The organism is Halopenitus salinus (assembly GCF_042662125.1).
Taxonomy (GTDB): domain Archaea; phylum Halobacteriota; class Halobacteria; order Halobacteriales; family Haloferacaceae; genus Halopenitus; species Halopenitus salinus.
In genome coordinates this window covers 32,152-54,092 of record NZ_JBHSXL010000003.1, presented here as the reverse complement: position 1 = coordinate 54,092, position 21,941 = coordinate 32,152, and the positions used below count along the sequence as shown (strand labels likewise).

General features: G+C 65.8%; 25 protein-coding genes and 1 tRNA gene. 17 read left to right on the top strand and 9 right to left on the bottom strand.

Annotated elements, in window-relative coordinates:
- Positions 1-20: 20 nt before the first annotated feature.
- The 3 genes from ACFQE9_RS03075 to ACFQE9_RS03065 all read right to left on the bottom strand — a co-directional run bounded on the left by ACFQE9_RS03075 (position 21) and on the right by ACFQE9_RS03065 (position 1,908).
- Complete coding sequence (locus tag ACFQE9_RS03075; RefSeq protein ID WP_379740132.1) at positions 21-791, bottom strand: helix-turn-helix domain-containing protein; 771 nt, start codon at positions 789-791, stop codon at positions 21-23.
- 126 nt (positions 792-917) lie between these two features.
- The gene (locus ACFQE9_RS03070; RefSeq protein WP_379740128.1) at positions 918-1,472 is read right to left on the bottom strand and encodes a halocyanin domain-containing protein; all 555 of its coding nucleotides are present in this window, start codon (positions 1,470-1,472) and stop codon (positions 918-920) included.
- 97 nt (positions 1,473-1,569) lie between these two features.
- The gene (locus tag ACFQE9_RS03065) at positions 1,570-1,908 is read right to left on the bottom strand and encodes a cupin domain-containing protein (RefSeq protein ID WP_379740125.1); all 339 of its coding nucleotides are present in this window, start codon (positions 1,906-1,908) and stop codon (positions 1,570-1,572) included.
- Positions 1,909-2,090: 182 nt separating this feature from the next.
- On the opposite strand from ACFQE9_RS03065, the gene ACFQE9_RS03060 reads away from it, so the two are divergent.
- Both ACFQE9_RS03060 and ACFQE9_RS03055 read left to right on the top strand, forming a co-directional pair.
- Positions 2,091-2,405 (top strand): BolA/IbaG family iron-sulfur metabolism protein, encoded by a 315-nt coding sequence (locus tag ACFQE9_RS03060; protein ID WP_379740122.1) that lies wholly within the window; start codon positions 2,091-2,093, stop codon positions 2,403-2,405.
- Positions 2,406-2,496: 91 nt separating this feature from the next.
- The gene (locus ACFQE9_RS03055) at positions 2,497-3,903 is read left to right on the top strand and encodes a class II fumarate hydratase (RefSeq protein WP_379740119.1); all 1,407 of its coding nucleotides are present in this window, start codon (positions 2,497-2,499) and stop codon (positions 3,901-3,903) included.
- A 24-nt stretch (positions 3,904-3,927) separates the two neighbouring features.
- On the opposite strand, the gene ACFQE9_RS03050 is transcribed toward ACFQE9_RS03055, so the two are convergent.
- On the bottom strand, positions 3,928-4,800 hold the full coding sequence (locus tag ACFQE9_RS03050; protein ID WP_379740116.1) for a hypothetical protein: 873 nt from the start codon (positions 4,798-4,800) through the stop codon (positions 3,928-3,930).
- Positions 4,801-5,046: 246 nt separating this feature from the next.
- Here ACFQE9_RS03050 and ACFQE9_RS03045 point away from each other — a divergent pair, with 246 nt between their 5' ends.
- Together ACFQE9_RS03045 and ACFQE9_RS03040 are read left to right on the top strand one after the other, a co-directional pair.
- Entirely contained in the window at positions 5,047-6,171 is a 1,125-nt protein-coding gene (locus tag ACFQE9_RS03045) for a DUF7096 domain-containing protein (protein ID WP_379740113.1), read from the top strand.
- A 97-nt stretch (positions 6,172-6,268) separates the two neighbouring features.
- The gene (locus ACFQE9_RS03040; RefSeq protein WP_379740110.1) at positions 6,269-7,024 is read left to right on the top strand and encodes a DUF7345 domain-containing protein; all 756 of its coding nucleotides are present in this window, start codon (positions 6,269-6,271) and stop codon (positions 7,022-7,024) included.
- 135 nt (positions 7,025-7,159) lie between these two features.
- Here the strand turns inward: ACFQE9_RS03040 and ACFQE9_RS03035 are convergent, their stop codons facing one another.
- The 3 genes from ACFQE9_RS03035 to ACFQE9_RS03025 form a co-directional block, all read right to left on the bottom strand.
- Positions 7,160-7,633, bottom strand: a complete 474-nt coding sequence (locus ACFQE9_RS03035; protein ID WP_379740107.1) for a redoxin domain-containing protein — start codon at positions 7,631-7,633, stop codon at positions 7,160-7,162.
- A gap of 70 nt (positions 7,634-7,703) precedes the next feature.
- Complete coding sequence (locus ACFQE9_RS03030) at positions 7,704-8,369, bottom strand: helix-turn-helix domain-containing protein (protein ID WP_379740104.1); 666 nt, start codon at positions 8,367-8,369, stop codon at positions 7,704-7,706.
- A gap of 102 nt (positions 8,370-8,471) precedes the next feature.
- A complete protein-coding gene (locus ACFQE9_RS03025; protein WP_379740101.1) occupies positions 8,472-8,735 on the bottom strand; it encodes a DUF2249 domain-containing protein in 264 nt (87 codons plus the stop codon).
- A 237-nt stretch (positions 8,736-8,972) separates the two neighbouring features.
- Between ACFQE9_RS03025 and ACFQE9_RS03020 the strand changes: the two genes are divergently transcribed.
- The 3 genes from ACFQE9_RS03020 to ACFQE9_RS03010 all read left to right on the top strand — a co-directional run bounded on the left by ACFQE9_RS03020 (position 8,973) and on the right by ACFQE9_RS03010 (position 10,781).
- Positions 8,973-9,407, top strand: a complete 435-nt coding sequence (locus tag ACFQE9_RS03020; protein WP_379740098.1) for an SRPBCC family protein — start codon at positions 8,973-8,975, stop codon at positions 9,405-9,407.
- Between the two features lie 93 nt (positions 9,408-9,500).
- Entirely contained in the window at positions 9,501-9,875 is a 375-nt protein-coding gene (locus ACFQE9_RS03015; protein WP_379740096.1) for a CGCGG family putative rSAM-modified RiPP protein, read from the top strand.
- A 93-nt stretch (positions 9,876-9,968) separates the two neighbouring features.
- A complete protein-coding gene (locus ACFQE9_RS03010) occupies positions 9,969-10,781 on the top strand; it encodes an aldo/keto reductase (RefSeq protein ID WP_379740093.1) in 813 nt (270 codons plus the stop codon).
- Between the two features lie 76 nt (positions 10,782-10,857).
- On the opposite strand, the gene ACFQE9_RS03005 is transcribed toward ACFQE9_RS03010, so the two are convergent.
- Complete coding sequence (locus ACFQE9_RS03005) at positions 10,858-11,154, bottom strand: DUF7344 domain-containing protein (RefSeq protein ID WP_379740090.1); 297 nt, start codon at positions 11,152-11,154, stop codon at positions 10,858-10,860.
- Positions 11,155-11,246: 92 nt separating this feature from the next.
- Positions 11,247-12,035 carry a helix-turn-helix transcriptional regulator gene (locus ACFQE9_RS03000; RefSeq protein ID WP_379740087.1) on the bottom strand — a complete coding sequence of 263 codons (789 nt, stop codon included), beginning with the start codon at positions 12,033-12,035 and terminating at the stop codon, positions 11,247-11,249.
- Between the two features lie 183 nt (positions 12,036-12,218).
- Between ACFQE9_RS03000 and ACFQE9_RS02995 the strand changes: the two genes are divergently transcribed.
- The 10 genes from ACFQE9_RS02995 to ACFQE9_RS02950 all read left to right on the top strand — a co-directional run bounded on the left by ACFQE9_RS02995 (position 12,219) and on the right by ACFQE9_RS02950 (position 21,856).
- Positions 12,219-13,331 carry a pyridoxal-phosphate-dependent aminotransferase family protein gene (locus tag ACFQE9_RS02995; protein ID WP_379740084.1) on the top strand — a complete coding sequence of 371 codons (1,113 nt, stop codon included), beginning with the start codon at positions 12,219-12,221 and terminating at the stop codon, positions 13,329-13,331.
- 252 nt (positions 13,332-13,583) lie between these two features.
- A tRNA-Ser gene (locus tag ACFQE9_RS02990) sits at positions 13,584-13,667 on the top strand.
- Positions 13,668-13,862: 195 nt separating this feature from the next.
- Entirely contained in the window at positions 13,863-14,465 is a 603-nt protein-coding gene (sod, locus tag ACFQE9_RS02985; protein ID WP_379740081.1) for a superoxide dismutase, read from the top strand.
- A gap of 215 nt (positions 14,466-14,680) precedes the next feature.
- The gene (locus ACFQE9_RS02980; protein ID WP_379740078.1) at positions 14,681-14,965 is read left to right on the top strand and encodes a DUF5827 family protein; all 285 of its coding nucleotides are present in this window, start codon (positions 14,681-14,683) and stop codon (positions 14,963-14,965) included.
- Entirely contained in the window at positions 14,962-15,933 is a 972-nt protein-coding gene (locus ACFQE9_RS02975; RefSeq protein WP_379740075.1) for an ATPase, read from the top strand. The genes ACFQE9_RS02980 and ACFQE9_RS02975 overlap by 4 nt, the downstream gene beginning before the upstream one ends.
- A gap of 104 nt (positions 15,934-16,037) precedes the next feature.
- Positions 16,038-16,538 carry a molybdopterin-dependent oxidoreductase gene (locus tag ACFQE9_RS02970; protein ID WP_379740072.1) on the top strand — a complete coding sequence of 167 codons (501 nt, stop codon included), beginning with the start codon at positions 16,038-16,040 and terminating at the stop codon, positions 16,536-16,538.
- Positions 16,535-17,305, top strand: coding sequence for a class I SAM-dependent methyltransferase (locus ACFQE9_RS02965; protein WP_379740069.1), 771 nt, complete (start codon positions 16,535-16,537; stop codon positions 17,303-17,305). The genes ACFQE9_RS02970 and ACFQE9_RS02965 overlap by 4 nt, the downstream gene beginning before the upstream one ends.
- Positions 17,306-17,436: 131 nt before the next feature.
- On the top strand, positions 17,437-19,092 hold the full coding sequence (locus ACFQE9_RS02960) for a potassium channel family protein (protein ID WP_379740066.1): 1,656 nt from the start codon (positions 17,437-17,439) through the stop codon (positions 19,090-19,092).
- A 397-nt stretch (positions 19,093-19,489) separates the two neighbouring features.
- Complete coding sequence (locus ACFQE9_RS02955) at positions 19,490-20,698, top strand: orc1/cdc6 family replication initiation protein (RefSeq protein WP_379740063.1); 1,209 nt, start codon at positions 19,490-19,492, stop codon at positions 20,696-20,698.
- Between the two features lie 318 nt (positions 20,699-21,016).
- Positions 21,017-21,856, top strand: a complete 840-nt coding sequence (locus ACFQE9_RS02950) for an aldo/keto reductase (protein WP_379740060.1) — start codon at positions 21,017-21,019, stop codon at positions 21,854-21,856.
- Positions 21,857-21,941: the final 85 nt, after the last annotated feature.

Below are 21,941 nucleotides of genomic sequence, written 5' to 3'. Positions count from 1 at the left end.
TGATTCGGACGAATTCGTCCTCAGGCCTCCGGGTTCACGTTCCGTTCGGACCCGGCCGGTTCGGTACCCTCGTCGTCGGCTTCGTCCCCGTCAACGGCGTCGGACTCGTCGACCGCCCCGTCCTCGTCGGTCGTGTCGGCTGCCGGATCGACGTCGACTCGCGGCGGGAGGTCGTCGACGAACCGTTTTATGACCTCCTCCTCGGCGCGGTGAAGCGTCTCGCTCGCGGTGGATTTCGCGATCCCGACCGTCTCCGCGAGGTCCGTCAGCGAGCACTCGCGGGGGGTGTCGTAGTAGCCGCACTCGACGGCCGTGAGAAGCAGCTCCCGCTGTTTCTCCGTGAGTATCTGGCTCGGCTGGAGCCGTTCCTGGATGTACTCCACGCGGAAGTCCATGTCCAGCTCCTGAAACTGGCGGCCGAGCTGTGAGAGGCGGTCGTGGGCCCCGGTCACGTCGATCGTCGCCTCCCCGTCGCGGATCTCGATGGGCATCTCGATGGGGATTCCGGACCGCTTGGCGGCGATCAGTAGCATCGGCGCGGAGGTCTCGAACTGCACGGTGGCCTCGCTTTCGGTCCGCTGCATCACCGACAGCTCCGAGAGCACGGGGTGGTCGTGCATGTCCGAGAGCACGGCGTCGAGGTCCGGCGCGGAGATCCACACGAGCGCGAATCCCGGTCCGTCGCCCGGAAGCGCGGCGAGTACCTGGAACGTGGCGTCGGGATGGGCCCGCGAGACGTCCGCGACCCACGGTCCCTCGGGCATCTCGACGACGAGGCGAGCCTGTGTCATGTTTCGTCCTCCCTTCGATCGAGCGTCCTGCGATCGAGTGTCGCTATCGGCCGATGTGTTCGTGTTGGTAAGTATTTACGGGTCGGTTCGACGGCGACGGCGCCCTTCATTCGACGAAGGGGGCCGTCACTCCACGACGATGGCGCCCTTCATGCCGACGGCCTCGTGGGGCGTACAGACGTACTTGTAGGTGCCCGGATCGAGGGTCTGCTCGAAGGTGTGGCCGGACTCGCCGGTCGTCTCCGACTCGAACTCGCCCCCGTCGGCGGCGACGTTGTGCTGGCCGCCCTGTCCGGTCCACTCCCAGACGATCGTCGTGTCGCTCGAGACGGCGACGGCCGGCGGAGCGAACGAGAGCCCGTCGCCCGCTCCGACTTCGATCGTGACGCTGTCGGCGTCGCGGCGGTCGAGGGTGCCCTCGTAGTTGCTGACGCCCTCGAACCAGCCGTCGTAGTTCGGCTCCTCCGAGAGGTACTCGTCTCCGCCGCCGTTCCCGCCGCCACCGTTACCACCGCTCTCGCCATTTCCGCCGTTCCCGCCGCCACCGTTTCCACCGTTCCCGCCGTCGCCGCTCCCGCCCGAACAGCCGGCGAGCATCGTCGCCCCGACGGACGCGGTCGCGGCGAGGTACGTTCGGCGGTCCAGGGTGCGGTCCGTGAGCGTGCGTTCGCGTTCGGTCATGGGACGAGTGGTACTACCCGGTGGGAGGGGATAGGGTCCGCGATGATTCCCGGCCGCTGGAAACCCCCTGCGAACATGTTCGCTCGCGTGGCGTGCGTCACTCCTGCCAGTCGGGATCGAGACGCGGCGGCGAGAAGAGGTCATACCCCTCGACGGGGACGTCCTGTTCGTTGATGGCGGCGTGGGTTTCCCCGCCCGGAATGACGTAGGAGTCGCCCTCGTGGGCGAGCCGTCGTTCACCCTCGATCACGAACGTGAGGGTCCCGGCGGTGATCACTCCGGCCTGTTCGTGTTCGTGGCTGTGTTCGGGGACCTCCGAGCCCGGCTCGAAGTAGTAGCCCTGGACGCTTATCCTGTCGCCGGCGGCCTCCTGTGTCAAGTGGACGCCCTCGACCGCCTCCACCGGATCGACGTCTTCGTCGGTCACGATTTCCATGTCGATAGGGGGCCGTCGTCGATACTTAAATCGCTCGGCCGGATCGCCGCTTCGAGGCCGTCCGATCGCCGCTTCGACGGCACGTTCATCGCATCGCCGATCGGTCGAACCACGCTCGATCGGTCGTCGGACTCCGTTTCGGTAGCACGGTCCTTATTACCGCGGCGCCCGCGGAGTCCGATATGGAACTCGACGCGATCGCCGACCTGATCGAGGCGGAGATCCCGGACGCAGTCGCCGCGGTGACGCGCCCGCGCGTTCACGACGACGAGGACGAGGACGATCACTACGCGGCGGTCGTCGTCTCGCCCGCCTTCGAGGGGGAACCGCTCGTCGCCCAACACCGGCGCGTCTACGACGCCCTCGACGAGCACATGACGACCGACATCCACGCGATGGAGATGCAGACCTACACGCCCTCGGAGTACGCCGACCGCGGCGACGGCGCCCTCGACGATCGGCTTCGCGAGGCCGGACACCTCCCGGTCGAGGAGTGACGTCGGGGCGGAGACGGTGTCGAACAACGATCGGCGGGGACGTCAGCGGCTTTCAGTAGCTTTTACGCGCTCCACGCGAGAACCCATGGGCATGGAAGACGATCACCGGATCGAATCGGACAGCCTCGGAGAGATGCAGGTGCCGGCGGACGCCTACTGGGGCGCCCAGACCCAGCGTGCGGTCGAGAACTTCCCCATCTCGGGGATCACCTTCGGGCGGCGGTTCGTCCGCGCGCTCGGCATCGTCAAGAAGTCCGCCGCGCGCGCGAATCGTGATCTCGGGTTGATAGAGGAGGACGTCGCGGCCGCGATCGTCGAGGCCGCAGACGAGGTCATCGCCGGGGAACACGACGACCAGTTCCCCGTCGACGTCTTTCAGACCGGGTCGGGGACCTCCTCGAACATGAACGCGAACGAGGTCATCGCCAACCGCGCGGCCGAGATCACGGGCGCGGAGATCGGCGACCGCGTGGTCCACCCGAACGACCACGTCAACTACGGCCAATCGAGCAACGACGTCATCCCGACGGCGATGCACGTCGCCGCGCTCGAGGCGCTCGAGAAGGACCTCGTTCCCGCCCTCGAGACCCTCCATACGTCCCTCTCGGAGGCGGAAGCGGAGTTCGACGGCGTGGTGAAGACCGGACGGACCCACCTCCAGGACGCGACGCCGATCCGGCTCGGTCAGGAGTTCGGCGGCTACCGCTCGCAGATCGAACACGGGATCAAACGCGTCGGCGACGTCCAGCTGCACCTTCGCGAGCTGGCGCTGGGCGGGACCGCGGTCGGGACCGGCCTCAACACCCACCCCGAGTTCCCGGAACTCGCCGCCGAGTACATCTCCGAGGAGACGAACACGACCTTCCGCGAGGCCGACAACCACTTCGAGGCGCAGGCCGCCCACGACGCCATGTCGGAGGCCCACGGCGCGTTGCGCACGGTCGCCGGATCGATGAACAAGATCGCGAACGACCTCCGGCTTCTCGCCTCCGGCCCGCGAAACGGCCTCGGCGAGATCGAACAGCCGGAGAACCAGCCCGGCTCGTCGATCATGCCCGGCAAGATCAACCCGGTCGTCGCGGAATCGGTCAACCAGGTCCACAAGCGCGTGATCGGCAACGACGCGACGATCTCCGCCGGCGCCGCCCGCGGCGAGATCGACTTGAACCTCTACAAGCCGGTGGTGGCCCACAGCTTCCTCGAGTCCGCGGCGCTGCTCGCCAACGCCGTGGAAACGTTCGGCGAGAAGTTCGTCGCAAAGCTGGAGGCCAACGAGGAGTACTGCGCCGAGCAGGTCGACCGCTCGATGGCGCTCGCGACGGCGCTCAACCCCGCCATCGGTTACGACAAGGCATCGAAGGTCGCAAAGAAGGCCCTCGCCGAGGACAAGACCGTCCGCGAGGTCGCCGTCGAGGAGGGCTACCTCACCGAGGAGGAGGCCGACGAGGTGCTCGATCCCGAGCGGATGACCCACCGCGGGATACTCGGAGACGACTGAGCGACGGACACAAAACACGCCGATTCAGTATCGACGCCGCGCGAGCGAGCGATTGTTGGGGTTCGGAACGGACTGGACCGACCCACAGCGTCGACACTTCCAGGTGTAGGCTCCAAGCGAGAGGTAGCCGTCGCCGACGTCCCCGCCGTGATCGATGCCCCACTCGAGCCCGCACTCGCGACAGGAATCCGGGCGGTGTTTTCGCGTCTTCACCGAGGAGTCGTCGGGCCGGGCCGGAAGCGTCGCTTCGGCGGTCAACGCGTCGAGCACCGCACGCTTGTCGTCGGCCGAAAGCGCCGCCTGAAGCTCCTCGATCCGATCGATCGCCTCCGATCGACGCCTCCGCAGCCGCTCGTAGTCCGGATCCGATCGGCGATCGGTCTCGCCGTCGGAGATCTCGTAGGCGCTCATCCGGGCCGTCACCCCGTAATAGGTCCGGAGGGCGTCGTGATAGACGGCGCGTCTGAGGAGGCGGGCGACCGTGGTCGAAACGGCGTCCTCGGTCACGGGCCTCGTGATCGTTCCGTGGTGAGCGACCGCCGCGTCCGCGATCGCCTCGCGTTCGGTCGAGACGAGCGCGATCTTACAGGCGGAGGACGTCTCCTCGACCGCGGCCACGACGTCGCGTTTGAGGTCTCCATCCAGCCCGTACCCGAGCAACACGACCGCCACGCTCGCGTCGAGCACCGCGAGCGTCTCATCGCGCGTGCTCGCGGTTCTAACCGTGTACGTCTTCGAGAGCCACATCGCGTACCGATCCGCGTGATGATCCTCGTCGACGACGAGGACGGTCGCTCCGTGCGAACCGCTCGAGCCGGATCGGCGCCGAGTCTGCGAGGCGTTCCCCTCACCGGGACGAGGGTGGTTCGCCCGCTCGGAACGGTTCGTGGGCCTCATTTTGGTTTGCTTCCCCCATGTCGGCGGCGTTCCCGTCGAGCCGAAACGTGACGCGCGCCGGATATACTCGGAAAGTTCGATCTCACGGTATATATACGTTCGTCGAAACGCCGGCTCGATCCGCTCGTTTGCCGGAAGCGCGGGTGAACGGACGATTTAATCCGGATTAAATCCGGCTTAACCGTTCGAAATCCGGATTCACGGTCTCGCCTTTATAAGTTCTCCACGCTCATTGGACCGAACGCGATGAACCGACTCAGCACGCTCGTGATCGCGTTCGTCCTGGTCGTCTCGACCGTCGGGGCCGCACCGGCCGCGGCGGCGGCCATGGACGGCGCGAACGCCCAGGCCGTCGACGCGCCCGGAAGCACGGTCGAACAGGTGACCACGGAGAACGATACCGAGACGAACGGAACCGAGACGAACGAAACCGAGTCAAGCGACACCACCAACGGAACCGAGACCGCCAACGACTCGGACGATACGACGAACGAGACGGACGACGGTAACGAGACCGACGTCGAGGACATCCCGCCCGGCCAGTTCCTCTCGGGCGCGATCGGCGTCCAGGAGGCCGAACTCGACGGTGAGATCGAATCCCGCGCGCTCGGGCTCCGTATCGCACGCGCACAGACCGACGGCGAGCGTGCGGACGTGATCGCGGACGCGATCGAAAACGACTCCGAACGCGTCGAGGAACTCCGGGAACGACAGGAGGAGCTCCGCGAGATGCGCGAGGAGGGCGAGATCTCCGAAGGTGAATACCGCTCGCGGAACGCGAAGATCGCGGCACAACTTCGCAACATCGAGCGCACGTCGAACCAGACCGCCGAATCCGCCGCGGGACTGCCGGACGAGCTGCTCGAGGAGCGCGGCGTGAACGCGACCGCGATCCGGGAACTGCAGAACAACGCGAGCGAGTTGCGCGGCAACGCCTCGGAAGTCGCTGGCAACATCGCCGGCCCGCCGGCACACGCGGGTCCGCCGGGCGACGCCGGTCCGCCGGAGAACCTCCCCGGACGTGACGATGGCGACGACGATTCCGAGGAGGGGATGGAGGAGAGCGACGAACGGGAGAACGCCGACGACGAAGCCGGAACCGCCACGGACGAGGGTGCCTCCGACCGCGGCGACGCTCCCGACGAATCCGGCCGTCCCGATGATGCCGACGGACCGGCCGATTCTGACGGTTCCGAGGACGGCACCGACGACTCGAGTGATTCCGACGACGGGTCGGACGACTCGACCGAGTCCACGAGTGACGACTCGACCGAGTCCGACGGCGACGACGGCGGTAGCGCCGGAGGTTCCGGCGGATCGGCCGGATCGAGCGGCGGTTCCGATCGCGGTAGTGCGGGAGGAAATCGATGAATCGAGGGGGATCTAACTCCAACTCGCGATCCGAGACCGACCGGTCGGCGTTCGGCGTCGATCGACCGGTGACCGCCTATCCGTCCGAGATCTCGCGATGATCGCGGCGTCCCGGATCGCGTCCGCGTGTCTGGCGGCCGTCGTCGTTTCCGGCCTGCTCGCCGGTGCGACCGGAGGTGCTGCGGCCGCAGACCACGACGGAAGTCCGGCGTTCGTCGTCGAACTCGAGGAGAACGGCGACGCCACGGTCACCCTCGTGTCGACCTACGATCTGCGTGACGACGACGAGCGGGACGCCTTCCGAGCGCTCGCGAACGACACGGACGCGCGGTCGGCGCTTCGCGACCGCTTCGAGTCGCGAATGGCCTCCGTCGCCAACGACACGGCGGCGGAGACGGACCGCGAGATGCGCGTCTCCGACGGGTCGATCGACGTGAGCAACCAGGAGAGCTCGGAGGTCGGGACCGTCGCGCTATCGGTGCGCTGGAGCGGGCTGGCCGCACTCGAGGACGACTCGATCGTCCTCACGGAACCGTTCGCGAGCGGGTTCGAGTCCGATCGCACCTTCGTCGTGACGGCTCCCGACGGGTACGCCGCGAGCGGCGTGACGCCGGAGGCGGATTCCGGTGGCGCCGAGCAGGAGGGCGAACCAGAGTCCCTCCGGTGGGAGCCCGGGACGTCGCTCGAGGGGTTCGAGGTGACCTTCGAGCCGACGTCGAGCGCGAACGGCGATTCCGATGACGCCGCCGGCTCCGGATCCTCTCAGGCCTCGGCGCCGGGATTCGGCGCCGTGACGGCGGTTCTTGCGCTGATCGGGACCCTCCTCGCGGCGCGAGCGCGCGCCGATCGCTGATCGGTTGGTAGCCGACCATCTTCCACCGGCCGACGGCCGACCCGATCTTCCATCGACCGCGATCCACCCGGACGTCTCGAACCGTCCGTCAAAGAACGTCGAGATCTCTTCTCACGTACGATCGACGACGCCGTCTCAGGCCGATCGGACGGCCTCGAGCACCGCCTCGTAGTCGGGCTCGTTCGTCGGATCGTCGGCGACCCAGTCGTAGACGACCGTGCCGTCCGCATCCAGCACGTAGACGGCCCGGTTCGCGATCCCGTGTAGCCCGAGGTCGGCGATGTCGATCTCGAGGTCGAAAGCCCGGATCGCCTCGCGGCCCATGTCGCTTATCAGGTCGAACTCGAGGTCGTGTTCCTCGCGGAAGGCGCCGAGCGAGAACGGCGAGTCGGCGCTCACGCCGAGGATGCGCGCGCCGGCGTCGTCGAACGCCTCGAGTCGATCCTGGAGAGCGATCATCTCGTTCGTACACGGCGGGGTGAACGCGCCGGGGAAGAACGCGAGCACGACGGGACCGTCTCCGAGGGCGTCCTCGAGGTCGAACGATTCGTGGTCACTCGTGCCGATCGTTGCGGTGAAACTCGGAGCGGCGTCTCCATTGGAGACCATCACGACGAGATTCGGGGTGGCGAACCATAAAGTCGATCACGAACGGACGGGAGCTCGTCTCCGAGGCGACTCAGGCGTGTTTTTTGGGTTGGGTGAAGGCCGGCTGGTCGCCGTCCTCGAACTGCTTTATCATCCGCTCTTCGGCCCGGTGGAGGATCTCACAGCACGTCGACTTCGCCATCTCCAGCTCGTCGGCCAGCTCGCCCTGGGTACAGCCCCGCGGCGAGTCGTAGTACCCGAGGTCGATCGCCGTCGCGACGACTTCGGCCTGTCGCTCCGTGAGGATCCGATCGAACTGAACGCTCTCCCAGATGTGTTCGACCATGAAGCCGATGTCCGACCGCTCGAGCTCGTCCGCGAGCGTGGACAGGCGGTTCCTCGTCGTCGTCAGCTCCCAGTCCACCTCGCCGTCGACGATCTCGAAGGGCATCTCGATCGGCACCCCGGTCCGATCGAGAACGCGAAGCAGGAGCGGATCGTCGGCCTCGAGCTGGATGAGCGCCCGGTCGGCGCCGCGCTGGAAGACCTCGACGGTGTAGACCTCGTCGTAGGCCTCCATGCGCTCGACGATCGCGTCGGGGTCGGAGTCCGTAGTCAACACCTCCACGAATCCGACGCCGACGTCGTCACACGACTGTGCCGATCGAATCCGAAACCGGGCATCCGGAAACTCCCGGGAGAGATCGCCGATCCATGCGCGCGTCGGGACGTCGAGCGTGAGTGAGACGGACACCATCTTAGGCGAACCTAAACGCGTTGCCCCATTCAACGTGTTGGCGAACATGTTCGACGTAGAGGTTGCTGTCCGGCGTCCGTCGACGCCGACGCGTGGGGCGCCCTACGGTCGCCAAATGGCGGTCACCACGGCGTCGTCCGTCTCCGCGGTTCCGTACTCGTAGCCGCGATCCGCCAGTTTCGGGTAGAGGTGCTGTGGCGCCCGATCGTTGAACTGCACCAGGACGGTTTCCCCGGACAGATCGGGCAACCGCTCGAGCGTGTTCTTCAACGGCTGTGGCGGCGGCAGGTCGCGGGCGTCGAGCGTCTCCGTCGGTCGTCCGGTGGGTGCACCCGTCTCCGCGAGAACCGCCGGTTCGGCCTCCATGTTCGAGATGGGGGCTCGCGAGGGAGTGACTATTTCGCCGAAGATGTTCGATCGGATCGTGACGGCACGAGCGTTCCTCGACGACGAGCGCGAGCGCCCCTCGACGACGAATACGTTCGCACGAGGGCGTACGGTGGTTCCGCTCGGAGGGATTTATGCGGACGGCCGGAGATCGTCTCGATCTCCCGATGCCCGCGATCGGCTCGATGGTCGAACCGGGCGTCCATCCCCACACCCATGCACTCAGTCACCGTCACCCGAACGATCGATTCGGATCCGGAGACGATCGCCGAGGCGATGACCGACGTCGGTCCCTTCATGACCGCCGCCGGATTCGACGAGGTCGCCGTCGACGGCGACCGGATCGAGGTCGCGAACGCGGTCGGGATCGCCACGATCGAGTTGACGCTCGAGCGCGTCGACACGGACGCCCTCGAAAAACCTCACGCCGATGCGGCCTTCGCCTACGAACAGCGCGAGGGCATCTTCGAGGAGATGGTCACGTCCTACTCGCTGTCGTCGGTGGCGGACGGGACCGAGGTCGAGGCCACGACGACGTTCGCGCTCGACGTCGCGGTCGTGGGCGACCTCCTCGATGCGACCGTGATCGACCGCCAGCGGCGTCGGGAGCTGGAGGCGCAACTCGACTGGCTGGCGGACGAGACGGCTTGAACCGACTCGTCGAGTTCGTCTCTCCGGGAGGTGTTTCGGACATGTTCGCCCGGCCGGACTTGTCCGTTCCGCCGGTAGTTCGTGGTGAGACCCATGTCCGAGACCACACGCAAGGGCGAGCCGGGCGTCGACGCCGACCGCGATCACGACACGGATCATGATCACGACGCCGACCACGACCACGACGCCGAACCGGTGACCGACCGGGTTCACGACAACTCCTGGTCGGCGAACCTCGAGAAGCCCGAGCACGCCGAATCGCGATCGCTCGTGGTCGAACAGGCCATCGACGCCATCGAGCATACGGCACCCGGAAACCACGTCAATCTCGTCACCCACGGCGCACACGGGCACCCCTCGGAGTACCTCTTCGACGCGCTGGAGGCGGCTGAGATCGGCGAGGCCATCGAGTGGGAGTACGTCGAACAGTGCGGTTGCGGCGGTCACGTCGTTCGCGTTCGGGCGTGAGTTGCTCCGGGACCCTTCGGGCCCCGCACGCCGATCGCTGGTAGAGTGAGCGATCGCCGGAAGAGTGATGTGCGAATGAACACCACGACCCACATGGACGAGACCCTTCCCCGAATCGGCCTCGGCACGTATTCGGACGACGACGCGGCGCAGTGGACGAAGAACGTTCGAAGCGCCCTCGAGGCGGGGTATCGTCACGTCGACACGGCGGAGGTCTACGGGAACGAGGAGTACGTCGGCGAGGGGATCGCGGCCTCGGACGTCGACCGCGAGGACGTCTTCCTGGCGACGAAGTCCGTTCACGAGGAGAAACCCGGTCCGACGCGCGAGGACGTGATCGCGGGCGTCGAGGGCAGCCTCGATCGGCTCGGAACCGACTACGTCGACCTGCTGTACGTCCACTGGCCGGCTGACCTCTATGACCCCGAGACGACCCTCGGCGCCTTCGAGGAGCTTCGCGAGGGGGGCGCGGTTCGAAACGTCGGCGTCAGCAACTTCGAGCCCGACCAGCTCGACCGCGCCCGCGAGGTGCTCGACGGACCGCTTTTCGCCCACCAGGTGGAGATGCATCCGCTCTTGCAACAGGAACACCTCCAGGAGTACGCCGCGCGCCACGACCACTGGCTCGTCGCGTATTGCCCGATCGCCCGCGGTCGGGTCTACGACGTGCCCGTCATCCGGGAGATCGCGGAGGAATGCGACGCTACCCCCGCACAGGTCAGCCTCGCGTGGCTGCTCTCGAAGGAGAACGTCGCGGCCGTCCCGAAGGCCGCCACCCCCGCACACCAGCGGGAGAACCTGGCGGCCCTGGATCTCGCACTCGACGACGGACAGGTGGCTCGGATCGACGCGCTGGAGCGAGAACACCGGATAATCGACCGGGACTACGCTCCCTGGAACCGTTGAGGCGTGGGCGGTGAACTCAACGGTGAAGACGGCGGTGTAGTCGACGGTGAAGACGGCGGTGTAGTTGACGTCGAGATTACTCCCGGTCGAGGGTGTCCAGAAGCTCCTCGACGAGCGTGTGGGACTGATACCGAACCTCCTCCGTGTCCGCGTCGTACTCCACGATCCCGCGTTCGGACAGCGTCGGGAGGATGACGTGTTCGAGGTTGATCAACGCGTCCTCGTGTGGCATCTCCCCTTGCGAGGCGAGGTGGCCCGCGATCTCCCCCGCGGACGCGACACCGTCGGATTCGTCCGCCAGATATCGCACCACCGATCGTCGGTATCGGTCGGCCAGCACCTGAAGTATGCCGTCGACTGCTTGCGATCGCATCGTCGATCCACGATCGATGCGACGGTACAAAGTGTCACCCGATGACGTAACGACAACCCCTGACGCGGGGTCGTGATCGTCCCGATCGACCCTCACCCCGGGGTCTTCAGCGTCGACTGCTCGCGGTACGTCTCGAATATCGACTCGACCGTGGCTCTGAGGGCGGGATTTTCGGAGATCGCGAGCGCGTACGGCCGTTCGTTCCTCGACACCGAGACCATCGCCGTCCCGTCGGCGGCTCCCGCGAAAAACGACATCTGGTCGGGGTGGACGTAGATGTCGACGTCGTCCGAGTCGGTCGCCACCGCGTGACCATCGCGGTACTCCGTCCTCGAGTCCGCGATATCGCCCGCCTGCCGTGGGATCACGGCCTCGACGTCGATGTCCTCCCCGCTGCGTATCCGCTCTGCGAGCTGGTCGACGCTCTCCTTTTGAACGCCCGGTGCGACCTCCCGAATCCGGGTCGCCTCCGATCGAAGCGTGAGTATTCGATCGAGGATGCTGAACGGATCCGACTCCGAGGCGACGAGCAGTTCCGCGCCCTCCAGGTCCTCGAGATCGATGGTCTCGAGCGCGGGCGGCGCGTGACGGAGAAGCGGCCTGAAGGTGACCGCGAGGTCCGTCGTCTCGAGGAATCCATCGAGCTCGTCGGCGACGTGGGACCCGAACGGGGTCAGCCGGAGCGATCCGTCGGTTTCACGGAGATATCCTCGCTCCCGTAGCGATTTCACGACACGCACGACGGTTCTGTGTGACGCATCGAGCCGGGACTCCAGTTCGGCCCGCTCGAGCTCTCCCGCCTCCGAGAGGATCACGAGCGTCCTCGCTCGACTTTCCGATTGAGTTATGTATCGGAGTTCCGATACCGAATTCGTCGTCATATTCGGCGCTTGATGCGACGTCCCTTAAAATGGGGCGTCGATCACGAGTCTGGAGCGTCGATCACGAGGCGAAAGGATCGATCACAAAAGTGGGACGGGTGGCGTCCGAATCGTCGCCTCGCGGTGCGGTATGAAAAGGATGATACCCGCTCGAAACTCGCTATACAGTATCAGGTGGTTTGTGTGACCCAGAAACGCGAGTACACGGGCGACTATCCCGACAAGACGCTGTACATTCCGGGGCCGACGGAGGTTCGCGAGGACGTCATCGAGGCGATGTGTGAGCCGACGTTCGGCCATCGGATGGATCGGATGACGGACCTGTATACGACCATCGTCGAGGATACGAAGGAGTTCCTCGACACCGACCACGAGGTGATCGTTTTGACGGGATCGGGTACCGAGTTCATGGAGAGTTCGATCCTCAACCTCGTCGACGAGGACGTCCTCTGTACGACCTGCGGCAGCTTCAGCGAACGGCAGGCGAACGTTGCGGAACGCCTCGGCAAGTCGGTCGACACGCTCGAGTACGAGTGGGGCCAGGCCGTAAAGCCGGAGGACGTACGAGCCGCCCTCGAGCGGAGCGAGACGGACTACGACGCCGTCACCTGCGTCATGAACGAGAGTTCGACCGGCGTCCGCAACCCCGTCGAGGAGATCGGCGACGTCGTCGCCGACTACCCGGACACCTACTTCATCGTCGACGCTGTCTCCGCGCTGGGCGGCGACTCCGTCGACATCGACGCCCACGGCATCGACGTGATCTTCACCTCCGTCCAGAAGGCGTTCGCCATGCCGCCGGGACTCGCGGTCTGTGTCGTCAGCGACGACGCCTACGAGCGCGAACTCGAGAAGGACTCCGCCTCGTGGTACGGCGGGTTCCAGCGCTCGCTCGACTACTACGATCGGAAGGGCCAGACCCACTCCACGCCGGCCATCCCGATCATGTTGGCCTACCGCAAACAGATGAAGTACATGCTCGAGGAGGGCCACGACGAGCGTGACCGTCGCCACCGCGAGATGGCCGAGTACACCCGCGAGTGGGCTCGCGACCACTTCGATCTGTTCCCGGAGGAGGGCTACGAGTCACAGACGGTGAGCTGTATCGCGAACACCCAAGACATCGACGTCGCCGGGACGATCGAAACCGTCTCCGAGCGCCACGACATGGTCTTCTCGAACGGATACGGGTCGGCGCTCGGCGAGAAGACGTTCCGGATCGGACACATGGGCGAACACACCGTCGAGTCGATCAGGACGCTCACGGACGCCATCGAGGACGCCGCCGGTCTGTGAACAGCCGTCCGAGACGTCGCCAGTGATCGAGTCGGGACCGTAGTCGGATCGTATCGGTCATGTCTCGATCGTGTCGGTCACAACGACACCTTCAACTTTGTCCGGATTATTCATCCGGACACGCCCCATGGCGGTGAATTCCGGCGGTTCCGGCACCGTTCGATCGTGCGTGGAATGGCCGGAAGTTCACCATCCGTTTCCGCTTGCGAACGGATGGAACCGATGACGGAACTGGGGCGAATCACGATCCATGGTGGGATGGCAGAGCGGCCCATTGCGCCTGCCTTGAAAGCAGGTAGCCTCACGGCTTCCTGGGTTCGAATCCCAGTCCCACCGTACGAAGCGCGACGCAGTTTCGCGCCGCGCAGTTTCGCGCCGCGCGGCGCTCGTGTTTGGATTCAAAACGGACCTGTTCTGTGAATTCGAAGCGGACCTGATCCCGTTCCGAATTTCACGGCCACGAGACACGTTACCGTGCGTTTCCTCAATCTTTAACAGCCCCGCGATCGATCCATGATGTGGGTGAAACACATGAGCGACCACGAACTCGATCCGCTTCCGTACGACTACGACGCACTTGAACCGCACATCTCCGAGCAGGTGCTCACCTGGCACCACGATACCCACCATCAGGGGTACGTAAACGGGCTCAACGCCGCCGAGGAGACGCTCGCCGAGAACCGCGAGAGCGGCGATCACGGCAGCACCGCCGGCGCGCTCGGCAACGTGACCCACAACGGCAGCGGTCACTACCTCCACACGCTGTTCTGGAACAACATGTCGCCGAACGGCGGCGGCGAGCCGGACGGCGAACTCGCCGACCGCATCGCCGAGGACTTCGGCTCCTATGAGGCCTGGAAGGCCGAGTTCGAGGCCGCCGCGGGCGCCGCCGGCGGGTGGGCCCTGCTCGTCTACGATCCGGTCGCAAAGCAGCTTCGCAACGTCAAGGTCGACAAACACGACCAGGGCGCGCTGTGGGGCGCCCACCCGATCCTCGCGCTCGACGTCTGGGAACACTCCTACTACCACGACTACGGCCCGGCACGCGGCGAGTTCATCGACGCGTTCTTCGAGGTCGTCGACTGGGACGACGTCGCCGACAACTACGACAACGTCGTGCCGCGCTTCGAGTAGTCGCTCGCGAGACGGGAGCGCCCCGCGACCCGCGATCGAATCCCGAGTTTTTTGCGGACTCGACGCTCGAGCAGTCCCGCGTCTCGGCTGGTCCCCGGTCTCGATCGCGCCACCGAGTCGAGACGGTCACGTCGGGCCTCGACCGTGGCCCTTCGTGACCCTCTCGCCGGGCCTCGACCGTGTCGTTTAGGGCCCGCGCGGGCGGATTCGGTGACATGCCCACTTCCAAGGACGCCTTCGAGACGACCTATCCCTGCGAGTTCTACACGGCCGAGGAGCTGCTCGACCCGGACCTGATGTACACGGTGCCCGAGATCGCCAGGCTCCTCCAGGGTCTCGAACCCGACGCCGAGATCGACGACGGGGCCGAGGCGGTCCTCGTCGACTGGGCGATCCCCTGGATCATGCAGAACGCGGACGAGTTGGTGATCGGCGAGCCGCTCGAGGAGAACGGACCTGGCTATTACGGCCTCGCGGTCGAGGACGGCGATCGGACGTGACCGGTGGCGGCGACCTCCCGGTCGAGGACCGCAATCGCCGATCCGGTGGCGACCACCTTCGGCTCCTCGTCGCGGGCGGATCGCGCGTCGACGCCGGTAAGACGACCTTCTCGGTCGGACTCCTCGCTCACCTCGCCGAGCGCGGCCGGGAGCCCGTCGGCGTGAAGCCGCGGGCCGGAAACGATCGCTGGTTCGATCACGACGATTACCGCCGCGCCACCGCGGACGGCCGGCTCTACGGAAAGGACGCGAAACGGCTCGCCGCGGCGAGTTCCCGCGGACTGACCACGACGCCCGTCCCCCCCGAGTCGATCAACCCGGTTCATCGGCTCTGGCGACCGACTCCGGGCCGAACCGGGATGCTCGGCGACTCCGATCGGACGTTCCTCTGTGACCGGGTCGGCGGCGTCGAGGAACCGGGCGACGCCCGGTTCGTGGTGAACGGTGCGGCCGAGGAGGCCGGTCTGATCCCGGAGGATCTCGAGGGACGGTTGCCGATCGCGGAGGCGACCCGTGTTCACGACCTCGAGGAGTTCAACCGCGTCATGCGCGAGGCGTACCTCCCGACGTTCGATCGGTTTGCGGGGCGGATCCGGTCCCACGACGGTCCCGTCGTGATGGAGTCGTACGCCGACGTCGCGGTCCCCATCGACGTGGGTTCGGACGCCAATTCCCCGGAGTCGGACGCGTACTCCCGCGGTGAGGAGATCGGCATCGACGCCGTCGCGGTCGTGGCGCCAGGGCGTGTCCGGATCTACGACGGAGATCGGTATCTCCGGGGACGCGAAGTCGCCTCCGGGAGCGCCCGCGAGGGCGCTCTCGAGGAGCACACCGAGGCGGTGACCGCGATGATCGAGCCGGTGGCGCGAACGGGTCTTCCGGCTCTGTCGACAGAGGAGCGCGGCGATCCCTCACGTGTCGCCGCCGCGTACGCGGACGCCTACGATGCGCTGTTGAAGGCCGTTTGAGGGTTTATGCGACCACGGAGAGCGCTTCGATCGAATCGGGCCAACGATCCGGACCGCACTGGTTCGGAGGAACCGTTTTTGTGCGTCGCGGCGTTGATCCGGTGATGAACGATCTCGAACGGCACGGCGTTCCCGAGGAGGTGGAGACGGACGGGTGGACGCTCGAGGTCACCGGTTCCGTCGACGACGTGCTCTCGCTCACGCGTGCGGACCTCGAATCGTTCGCCCGTGAATCGATCGTCGACGACTTCGTCTGCGAGGAGGGGTGGACTGCCGAGGGGCTTCGTTGGGAGGGGATCCGCGTCGCGTCGATCCTGGAGCGAGCCGGCGTGAGCGATGCGGGCGAGTACGGGCTGGTTCGAGCGCTCGATTCGGGATACGCCTGCTCGTTCCCGATCGAACGTCTCGCCGACTCGGTGCTCGCGGTGGAACTCGACGGAGAGTCCCTCGCGCTCGAACACGGCGGTCCCGCTCGGCTGGTTCCGGTCGGGAACGACCGCGACTGCTGGGAGAGCGTTAAGTGGGTCTCCGCCATCGAGGTCCGAAAGTCCGAGCCGACCGCGGCGGACACCGCCAAGGACGCGGCGCTTTCGCGCGTCTCATGAAGGATACGCACCGAAAGTGGGAACGACGGTTTCGAAACGAGGAGTATCCGACCGACCCCGAGCCCTCGCCGTGGCTGTTCGACTGCATCGAGGCGGCACCTGGACGGGGGACGGAAGCCGGAGCAGCTCCGGAGGCCGAGGCTGAGAGGGAAGCGGATACGGATCACCACGTCGAGGGCCCGGATGCCGACGTTCCGGGTTCCCACGTCCCGAATGCCGATACGACCGGACGGGACGGACCACCGCGTGCCCTCGACGTCGCGACGGGGACGGGGCGAAACGCGATCCCGCTCGCGGAGGCGGGCTTTTCGGTCGAGGCCGTCGATCAGTCGCGAGCGGGATTGCGAACTGCCCGCTCGCGGGCCCGCGAGAGGGGCGTCGCGGAACGGATCGACTGGATCCAGGCGGACGTCTCCACGATGCCGATTCCGACGTCGCGGTACGGGCTCGTCGCGATCAGCTTCTTCCGGACGATCGATCGCCTCCCGGATCTCAAACGCTCGCTCGTTCCCGGCGGGGTCCTGTTCGTCGAACACCACCTCCGATCGGCGGACGACGTCGAGCTCGGTTCGAGCGACGAGCGGTTTCGGCTCGCGTCGAACGAGCTGCTTCGGTCCTGTCTGGATCTGACCGTACTTCACTACGAGGAGCGAACGGAGGTCCGCGAGGACGGCCGAAAGAGCGCCATCGCGGAGATCGTCGCCCGCAAATCGTCCGGGAACGCACAGTCGTATCCCCGGTTCGATCACGGCGGAGCGCGGCGGTAGTCCTCCTCCACGGCGGTGAATTGTCTCCACGGCGGGAAGTCCTGCTTCACAGCGGTATCTCGTTCCTACGGCCACGCCGAGATCCGTTCCCCTTCCACAGAGGTGATATCCCTGCGGCCGCCATCCTCTTCATGGCCCGGACGGCGTTTCGCTCCCGACGGACCGCCTACTACCTCGCGCTCGTCGTCGCCACGACGGCGCTTTTCACGCTGACGTACAACTTCGGCATGGCCGTCTGGGAGGGCCGCCCGCAGCCGCTTTTTCGCTCGCTCGAGGTCGTCGTCCAGAGCTTCACGACCACCGGATACGGCGAGGACGCCCCCTGGCAGTCGCCCCAGATGAACGTGCTCGTCATCGTGATGCAGCTTTCGGGGATCGGGCTCATCCTGACCGCGGTCGACGTCTTCGCCGTTCCCTGGCTTCGCAGCGCGCTCACGCCGACCGTGCCCGAGGCGGCCGACGAGATCCGCGACCACGTCGTCGTCTGCGGCTGCACGCCGCGGACCGAGGCGTTCATCGACGAGCTGGATGCCCGCGGTCGCGACCACGTGCTCGTCGTGGCCGACGACGAGACCGCACGGGACCGCCACGAGGAGGGATATACCGTGGTGCACGGCGATCCCGAACTGACGGGGACGCTGGAGAACGCCCGGATCGGGTCCGCGATCGCTGTCGTCGCCGACGCGGGCGACGAGATCAGCGCGAGCATCGTCCTCGCGGCGCGCGACGTCGATCCTGACGTGCGAACGGTAACCCTCATCACCGACTCGGATCTCGTTCGGTACCATCGCGCCGCCGGCGCCGACGACGTGCTCTCGCCGCGACGGCTGGTCGGCGAGAACATCGTTCGCGAGATCCCGACGGCCGTTCGGACCGACGTCGAGGAGGGGATCCCCCTCGGCGAGGAGTTCGAGTTGGCCGAACTCTCCGTCGAGACGGGAAGTGACCTGTGTGATCGGACCTTCGGCGACGCACGCGTCCGTGATCGCTTCGGCGTGAACGTGATCGGGGCGTGGTTCAACGGGGACTTCGAGACCCCTGTCGATCCCGATCGAACCTTCGATGCGGGGACGCGACTCCTCGTCGTGGGCGCGCCCGATCGGATCGAGGCGCTTCGTGACGCGACGGAGACGACCGTTCGACGGTTCCCGAGCCAGCGGATCGTGCTCGCGGGGTACGGCGACACCGGCAAGGTGGTCCACCAACGGCTTTCCGGCTCGAACTCACGGCTCACCGTCCTCGACGTCGAGGACGACGATGAGGGAGTCGTCGACGTCGTCGGCGACGCACGTGATCCTGACGCACTCGAGCGGGCGAACGTCTCGGAGGCCTCCGCGTTCATCGTCGCGATCGAGGACGACACGACCGCCATCTTCGCCACGCTCATCGCTCGCGAGCTGAATCCGGACCTTCGGATCGTCGTTCGAGCGAACGACGTCGCGGACGTCGAGAAGCTTCACCGCGCCGGCGCCGACCACGTCCAGTCGCTCGCGGCCATCAGCGGACGGATGCTGGCAGCGACGGTTTTCGAGGACGAGGAGGTCATCGCCTACGACAAACAGATCAGCGTCGTTCGGCTCCCCGCCGGTGAGCTCGCTGGAACCACGATCGCCGACGCGGCGGTCCGCGAACGGACCGGCTGTACGATCGTCGCGTTCCAACGTGGCGACGAGACGATCTCGGAGTTCGATCCCGAGACGTTCGAGGTTCACGAGGAGGACCGGATCGTGGTCGCCGGTACCTCCGAGGACGTGACCCGATTCGAGCGAAGCTTCGCTCCGTCGTGAGGCGGTGTATCGCGCAGGGGAACGTTGGGATGGGGGAGGGAGAGAGTACGTTTCGTGTGCTTTCGGATCGTGGGGTGGGGTGGGTCGTGAGATGGGGATCGGTGATGCGGCTCCGGAACAGCGGCGGACCCACTGGACATGAAACAAGGAGGGACGTACGCCGGGGATCGAACGCCAAAGGCCGGGGATCGAACGCCAAACGTCGGAGACCAGGACGTGGATCACGAGGCAACAGTAACTGAGAGTACGTTTCGTGTGCTATCCGATCCGGAACCAGGATCGGAATCACGATCGAGTCGACGCTCTCGAACGTCGTTTCCGCTTCTCGTCCCGAAAGCAAACGAAACACTCGAAGGTAGGTATTAAATACTACAAGCACGGTACACTTCACAAGGACATGGGAGGGCCATTCAGCGGTCTCACGGAGACCATCTTCGCGGACAAGTCCGTCCTCAACGAGAGCTATCAACCCGAGGAGATCCTCGAACGCGACGAGGAGATCGAGTCGTTCAGTCACGCGCTCCAGGACGTGTTGTTCGGTCGCGAACCGGAGAACGTCTTCCTGTACGGCAAGGCCGGCCTCGGTAAGACCGCGGTCACCAAGTACATGATGGACGAGCTACGCTCGGAGGTGGCCGTCCGCGAGGAGGCGAACGATCTCCACGTCCACGAGATCAACTGCAACGGCAAGACGCTCTTCATGGTCGTTCGTCGGCTGGTAAACGATCTGCTTCCCGAGGACTCGAGTCCGTTCCCGAAGCGGGGACTGGGAACCGGGGACGCCTTCGACGAGCTCTACGACCAACTCGATCGGCTCGGTGGGACCCACCTCGTCGTCTTCGACGAGATCGACCACCTCGACGACGTCAACACGCTCCTCTACGAGCTCCCGAGGGCCCGATCGAACGGCCACATCACCGACTCGCTGGTCGGGATCATCGGGATCAGCAACAACTACACCTTCCGCCAGTCGCTGTCGGCGAAGGTGAAGGACACGTTGATGGAGACCGAGATATCCTTTAGCCCCTACGACGCGGGCGAACTTCGCACCATTCTCCACAACCGAGCCGACAGAGCGTTCGTCGACGGGGCCTGTGACGACTCCGCCATCGCGAAGGCGGCGGCGCTTTCCGCCCAGGACATGGGGAACGCCCGACAGGCGATCGATCTCCTCCGCGTCGGCGCGGAGGTCGCCGAACGCGAGAACGACGAGGTGGTCTCGGACGGCCACATAGCGGACGCACGAACACTCGTACAGCGCGGCCGGCTACGCAACAAGATCCGCGATCAGACCGAACACGCTCAGTACATCCTCGAGACGATCGCGAAACTCGACCAGCAGGGGGAGGTCCCGGCGCGCTCGAAGCAGATCCAGAAGGGATACGAGCGGATCGCGGACGCCTACGGCGCCTCCCCGCTTACGACCCTCAAGAGCATTCAGGACCACCTCTCGGATCTCCACATGCTCGGGTTCCTCCTCAGACACGAGCGCAACTACGGGCTCAAGGGCGGCCAGTACTACGAGTACGAACTCGATCTCGATCCGGAAATCGTCCTCGAGACCCGGGCCGACATCGTCGACGTCGAGGATGGGCCATCGAACTGACTGACTGACTGACTGATTCCTCCCTCGTGTGATGTGAAAGCACACGAAACGTACTCTCTTCCTCCACCGTCCGTTCCGTTTCATCCCTCTCCGTCCGCTCCGATTATCCTCCTCCATCGGTTTCATCCCACTCCACTCGTTTCGATCGCTTCCCACTCTTCGTTCGCTTCACCCTATCCCCCAACCCGAAAGCACACGAAACGTACTCTCCCTCTTCCTCTCTCCCCCCCGCTTCTCCTGTTCTTTCCTCCATCGGACCGTTCCGTCCCGCGTACGATCGCCTTTAAGCGTCCGCTCCCCGTTTGACCGGACGAGTTCATGTCCGTACCGACCACGACGCTGCCGAGCGGAGACGAGTTGCCACAGATCGGATTCGGGACGTGGAACATTCCCGAGGGTGACGTCGCCGACGCGGTTCGGACCGCGATCGACGCCGGATACACGCACATCGACACCGCGGAGGGGTATCAAAACGAGGCGGGGATCGGCGAGGCGCTCGCCGACTACGACCGTGAGGACCTGTTCGTCACCTCAAAGGTGCTCCCGTCGAATCTGAACTACGAGTCCCTCATCGAGTCGTGTGAGGCGTCCTTGGACCGGCTCGGGACCGACTACCTCGACCTCTTCCTCATCCACTGGCCGAACCCCGCGATCTCACTCCGGGAGACGTTCCAAGCGATGGAGCGACTCCACGAGCGAGGGCTCATCCGGAACATCGGGGTCTCCAACTTCAGCCAGTACCAGCTCAGCGCCGCCCACCACATCGCCGACTTCCCAATCGCGGTTAACCAGTTCGAGTACCACCCGTGGTTCCAGCGCCCCGGCCTCGTCGAGTATTGCGAGGAAACCGATACGGTGATCGAGGCCGCCGCTCCCCTCTCGCGCTCCGACGTCTTCGACGACGAGGTCGTTCGCGAGCTCTCGGAGACGTACGACGTCTCCCCCGCACAGGTCGTCCTCCGGTGGGCGATGGACAACGACGTGGTCGTGATCCCGAAATCGAGCTCGCCGGACCACATCCGCGATAACCTCGAATCGGTCGAGTTGGAACTCGATGACTCCGATCGCCGCCGGCTCGACGAACGCGACCGAGACCGACCCTGCTACGACACCGGACCGCGCGACTGGACCCGGGATGTCTACGGGATCTCGGAGTAGGTCGACTCCACCGTTGACCTGACTGACTCTGCGAGAAATGCGAGTGCTCCCATCGGTGGGCGAATCGTTCGCCGGTCCCTGACGG

Bases quoted from the DNA above. Each gene is read 5' to 3' on its own strand.
- ACFQE9_RS03070 (WP_379740128.1), bottom strand. From the start codon at position 1,472: ATGACCGAACGCGAACGCACGCTCACGGACCGCACCCTGGACCGCCGA.
- ACFQE9_RS02955 (WP_379740063.1), top strand. From the start codon at position 19,490: ATGGGAGGGCCATTCAGCGGTCTCACGGAGACCATCTTCGCGGACAAG.
- ACFQE9_RS03020 (WP_379740098.1), top strand. From the start codon at position 8,973: ATGCACTCAGTCACCGTCACCCGAACGATCGATTCGGATCCGGAGACG.
- ACFQE9_RS02965 (WP_379740069.1), top strand. From the start codon at position 16,535: ATGAAGGATACGCACCGAAAGTGGGAACGACGGTTTCGAAACGAGGAG.
- ACFQE9_RS03005 (WP_379740090.1), bottom strand. From the start codon at position 11,154: ATGCGATCGCAAGCAGTCGACGGCATACTTCAGGTGCTGGCCGACCGA.
- ACFQE9_RS03000 (WP_379740087.1), bottom strand. From the start codon at position 12,035: ATGACGACGAATTCGGTATCGGAACTCCGATACATAACTCAATCGGAA.
- ACFQE9_RS03075 (WP_379740132.1), bottom strand. From the start codon at position 791: ATGACACAGGCTCGCCTCGTCGTCGAGATGCCCGAGGGACCGTGGGTC.
- ACFQE9_RS02980 (WP_379740078.1), top strand. From the start codon at position 14,681: ATGCCCACTTCCAAGGACGCCTTCGAGACGACCTATCCCTGCGAGTTC.
- ACFQE9_RS03040 (WP_379740110.1), top strand. From the start codon at position 6,269: ATGATCGCGGCGTCCCGGATCGCGTCCGCGTGTCTGGCGGCCGTCGTC.
- sod (WP_379740081.1), top strand. From the start codon at position 13,863: ATGAGCGACCACGAACTCGATCCGCTTCCGTACGACTACGACGCACTT.
- ACFQE9_RS03025 (WP_379740101.1), bottom strand. From the start codon at position 8,735: ATGGAGGCCGAACCGGCGGTTCTCGCGGAGACGGGTGCACCCACCGGA.
- ACFQE9_RS03030 (WP_379740104.1), bottom strand. From the start codon at position 8,369: ATGGTGTCCGTCTCACTCACGCTCGACGTCCCGACGCGCGCATGGATC.
- ACFQE9_RS03050 (WP_379740116.1), bottom strand. From the start codon at position 4,800: ATGAGGCCCACGAACCGTTCCGAGCGGGCGAACCACCCTCGTCCCGGT.
- ACFQE9_RS03035 (WP_379740107.1), bottom strand. From the start codon at position 7,633: ATGGTCTCCAATGGAGACGCCGCTCCGAGTTTCACCGCAACGATCGGC.
- ACFQE9_RS02970 (WP_379740072.1), top strand. From the start codon at position 16,038: ATGAACGATCTCGAACGGCACGGCGTTCCCGAGGAGGTGGAGACGGAC.
- ACFQE9_RS03060 (WP_379740122.1), top strand. From the start codon at position 2,091: ATGGAACTCGACGCGATCGCCGACCTGATCGAGGCGGAGATCCCGGAC.
- ACFQE9_RS03055 (WP_379740119.1), top strand. From the start codon at position 2,497: ATGGAAGACGATCACCGGATCGAATCGGACAGCCTCGGAGAGATGCAG.
- ACFQE9_RS03010 (WP_379740093.1), top strand. From the start codon at position 9,969: ATGGACGAGACCCTTCCCCGAATCGGCCTCGGCACGTATTCGGACGAC.
- ACFQE9_RS03065 (WP_379740125.1), bottom strand. From the start codon at position 1,908: ATGGAAATCGTGACCGACGAAGACGTCGATCCGGTGGAGGCGGTCGAG.
- ACFQE9_RS03015 (WP_379740096.1), top strand. From the start codon at position 9,501: ATGTCCGAGACCACACGCAAGGGCGAGCCGGGCGTCGACGCCGACCGC.
- ACFQE9_RS02950 (WP_379740060.1), top strand. From the start codon at position 21,017: ATGTCCGTACCGACCACGACGCTGCCGAGCGGAGACGAGTTGCCACAG.
- ACFQE9_RS03045 (WP_379740113.1), top strand. From the start codon at position 5,047: ATGAACCGACTCAGCACGCTCGTGATCGCGTTCGTCCTGGTCGTCTCG.
- ACFQE9_RS02960 (WP_379740066.1), top strand. From the start codon at position 17,437: ATGGCCCGGACGGCGTTTCGCTCCCGACGGACCGCCTACTACCTCGCG.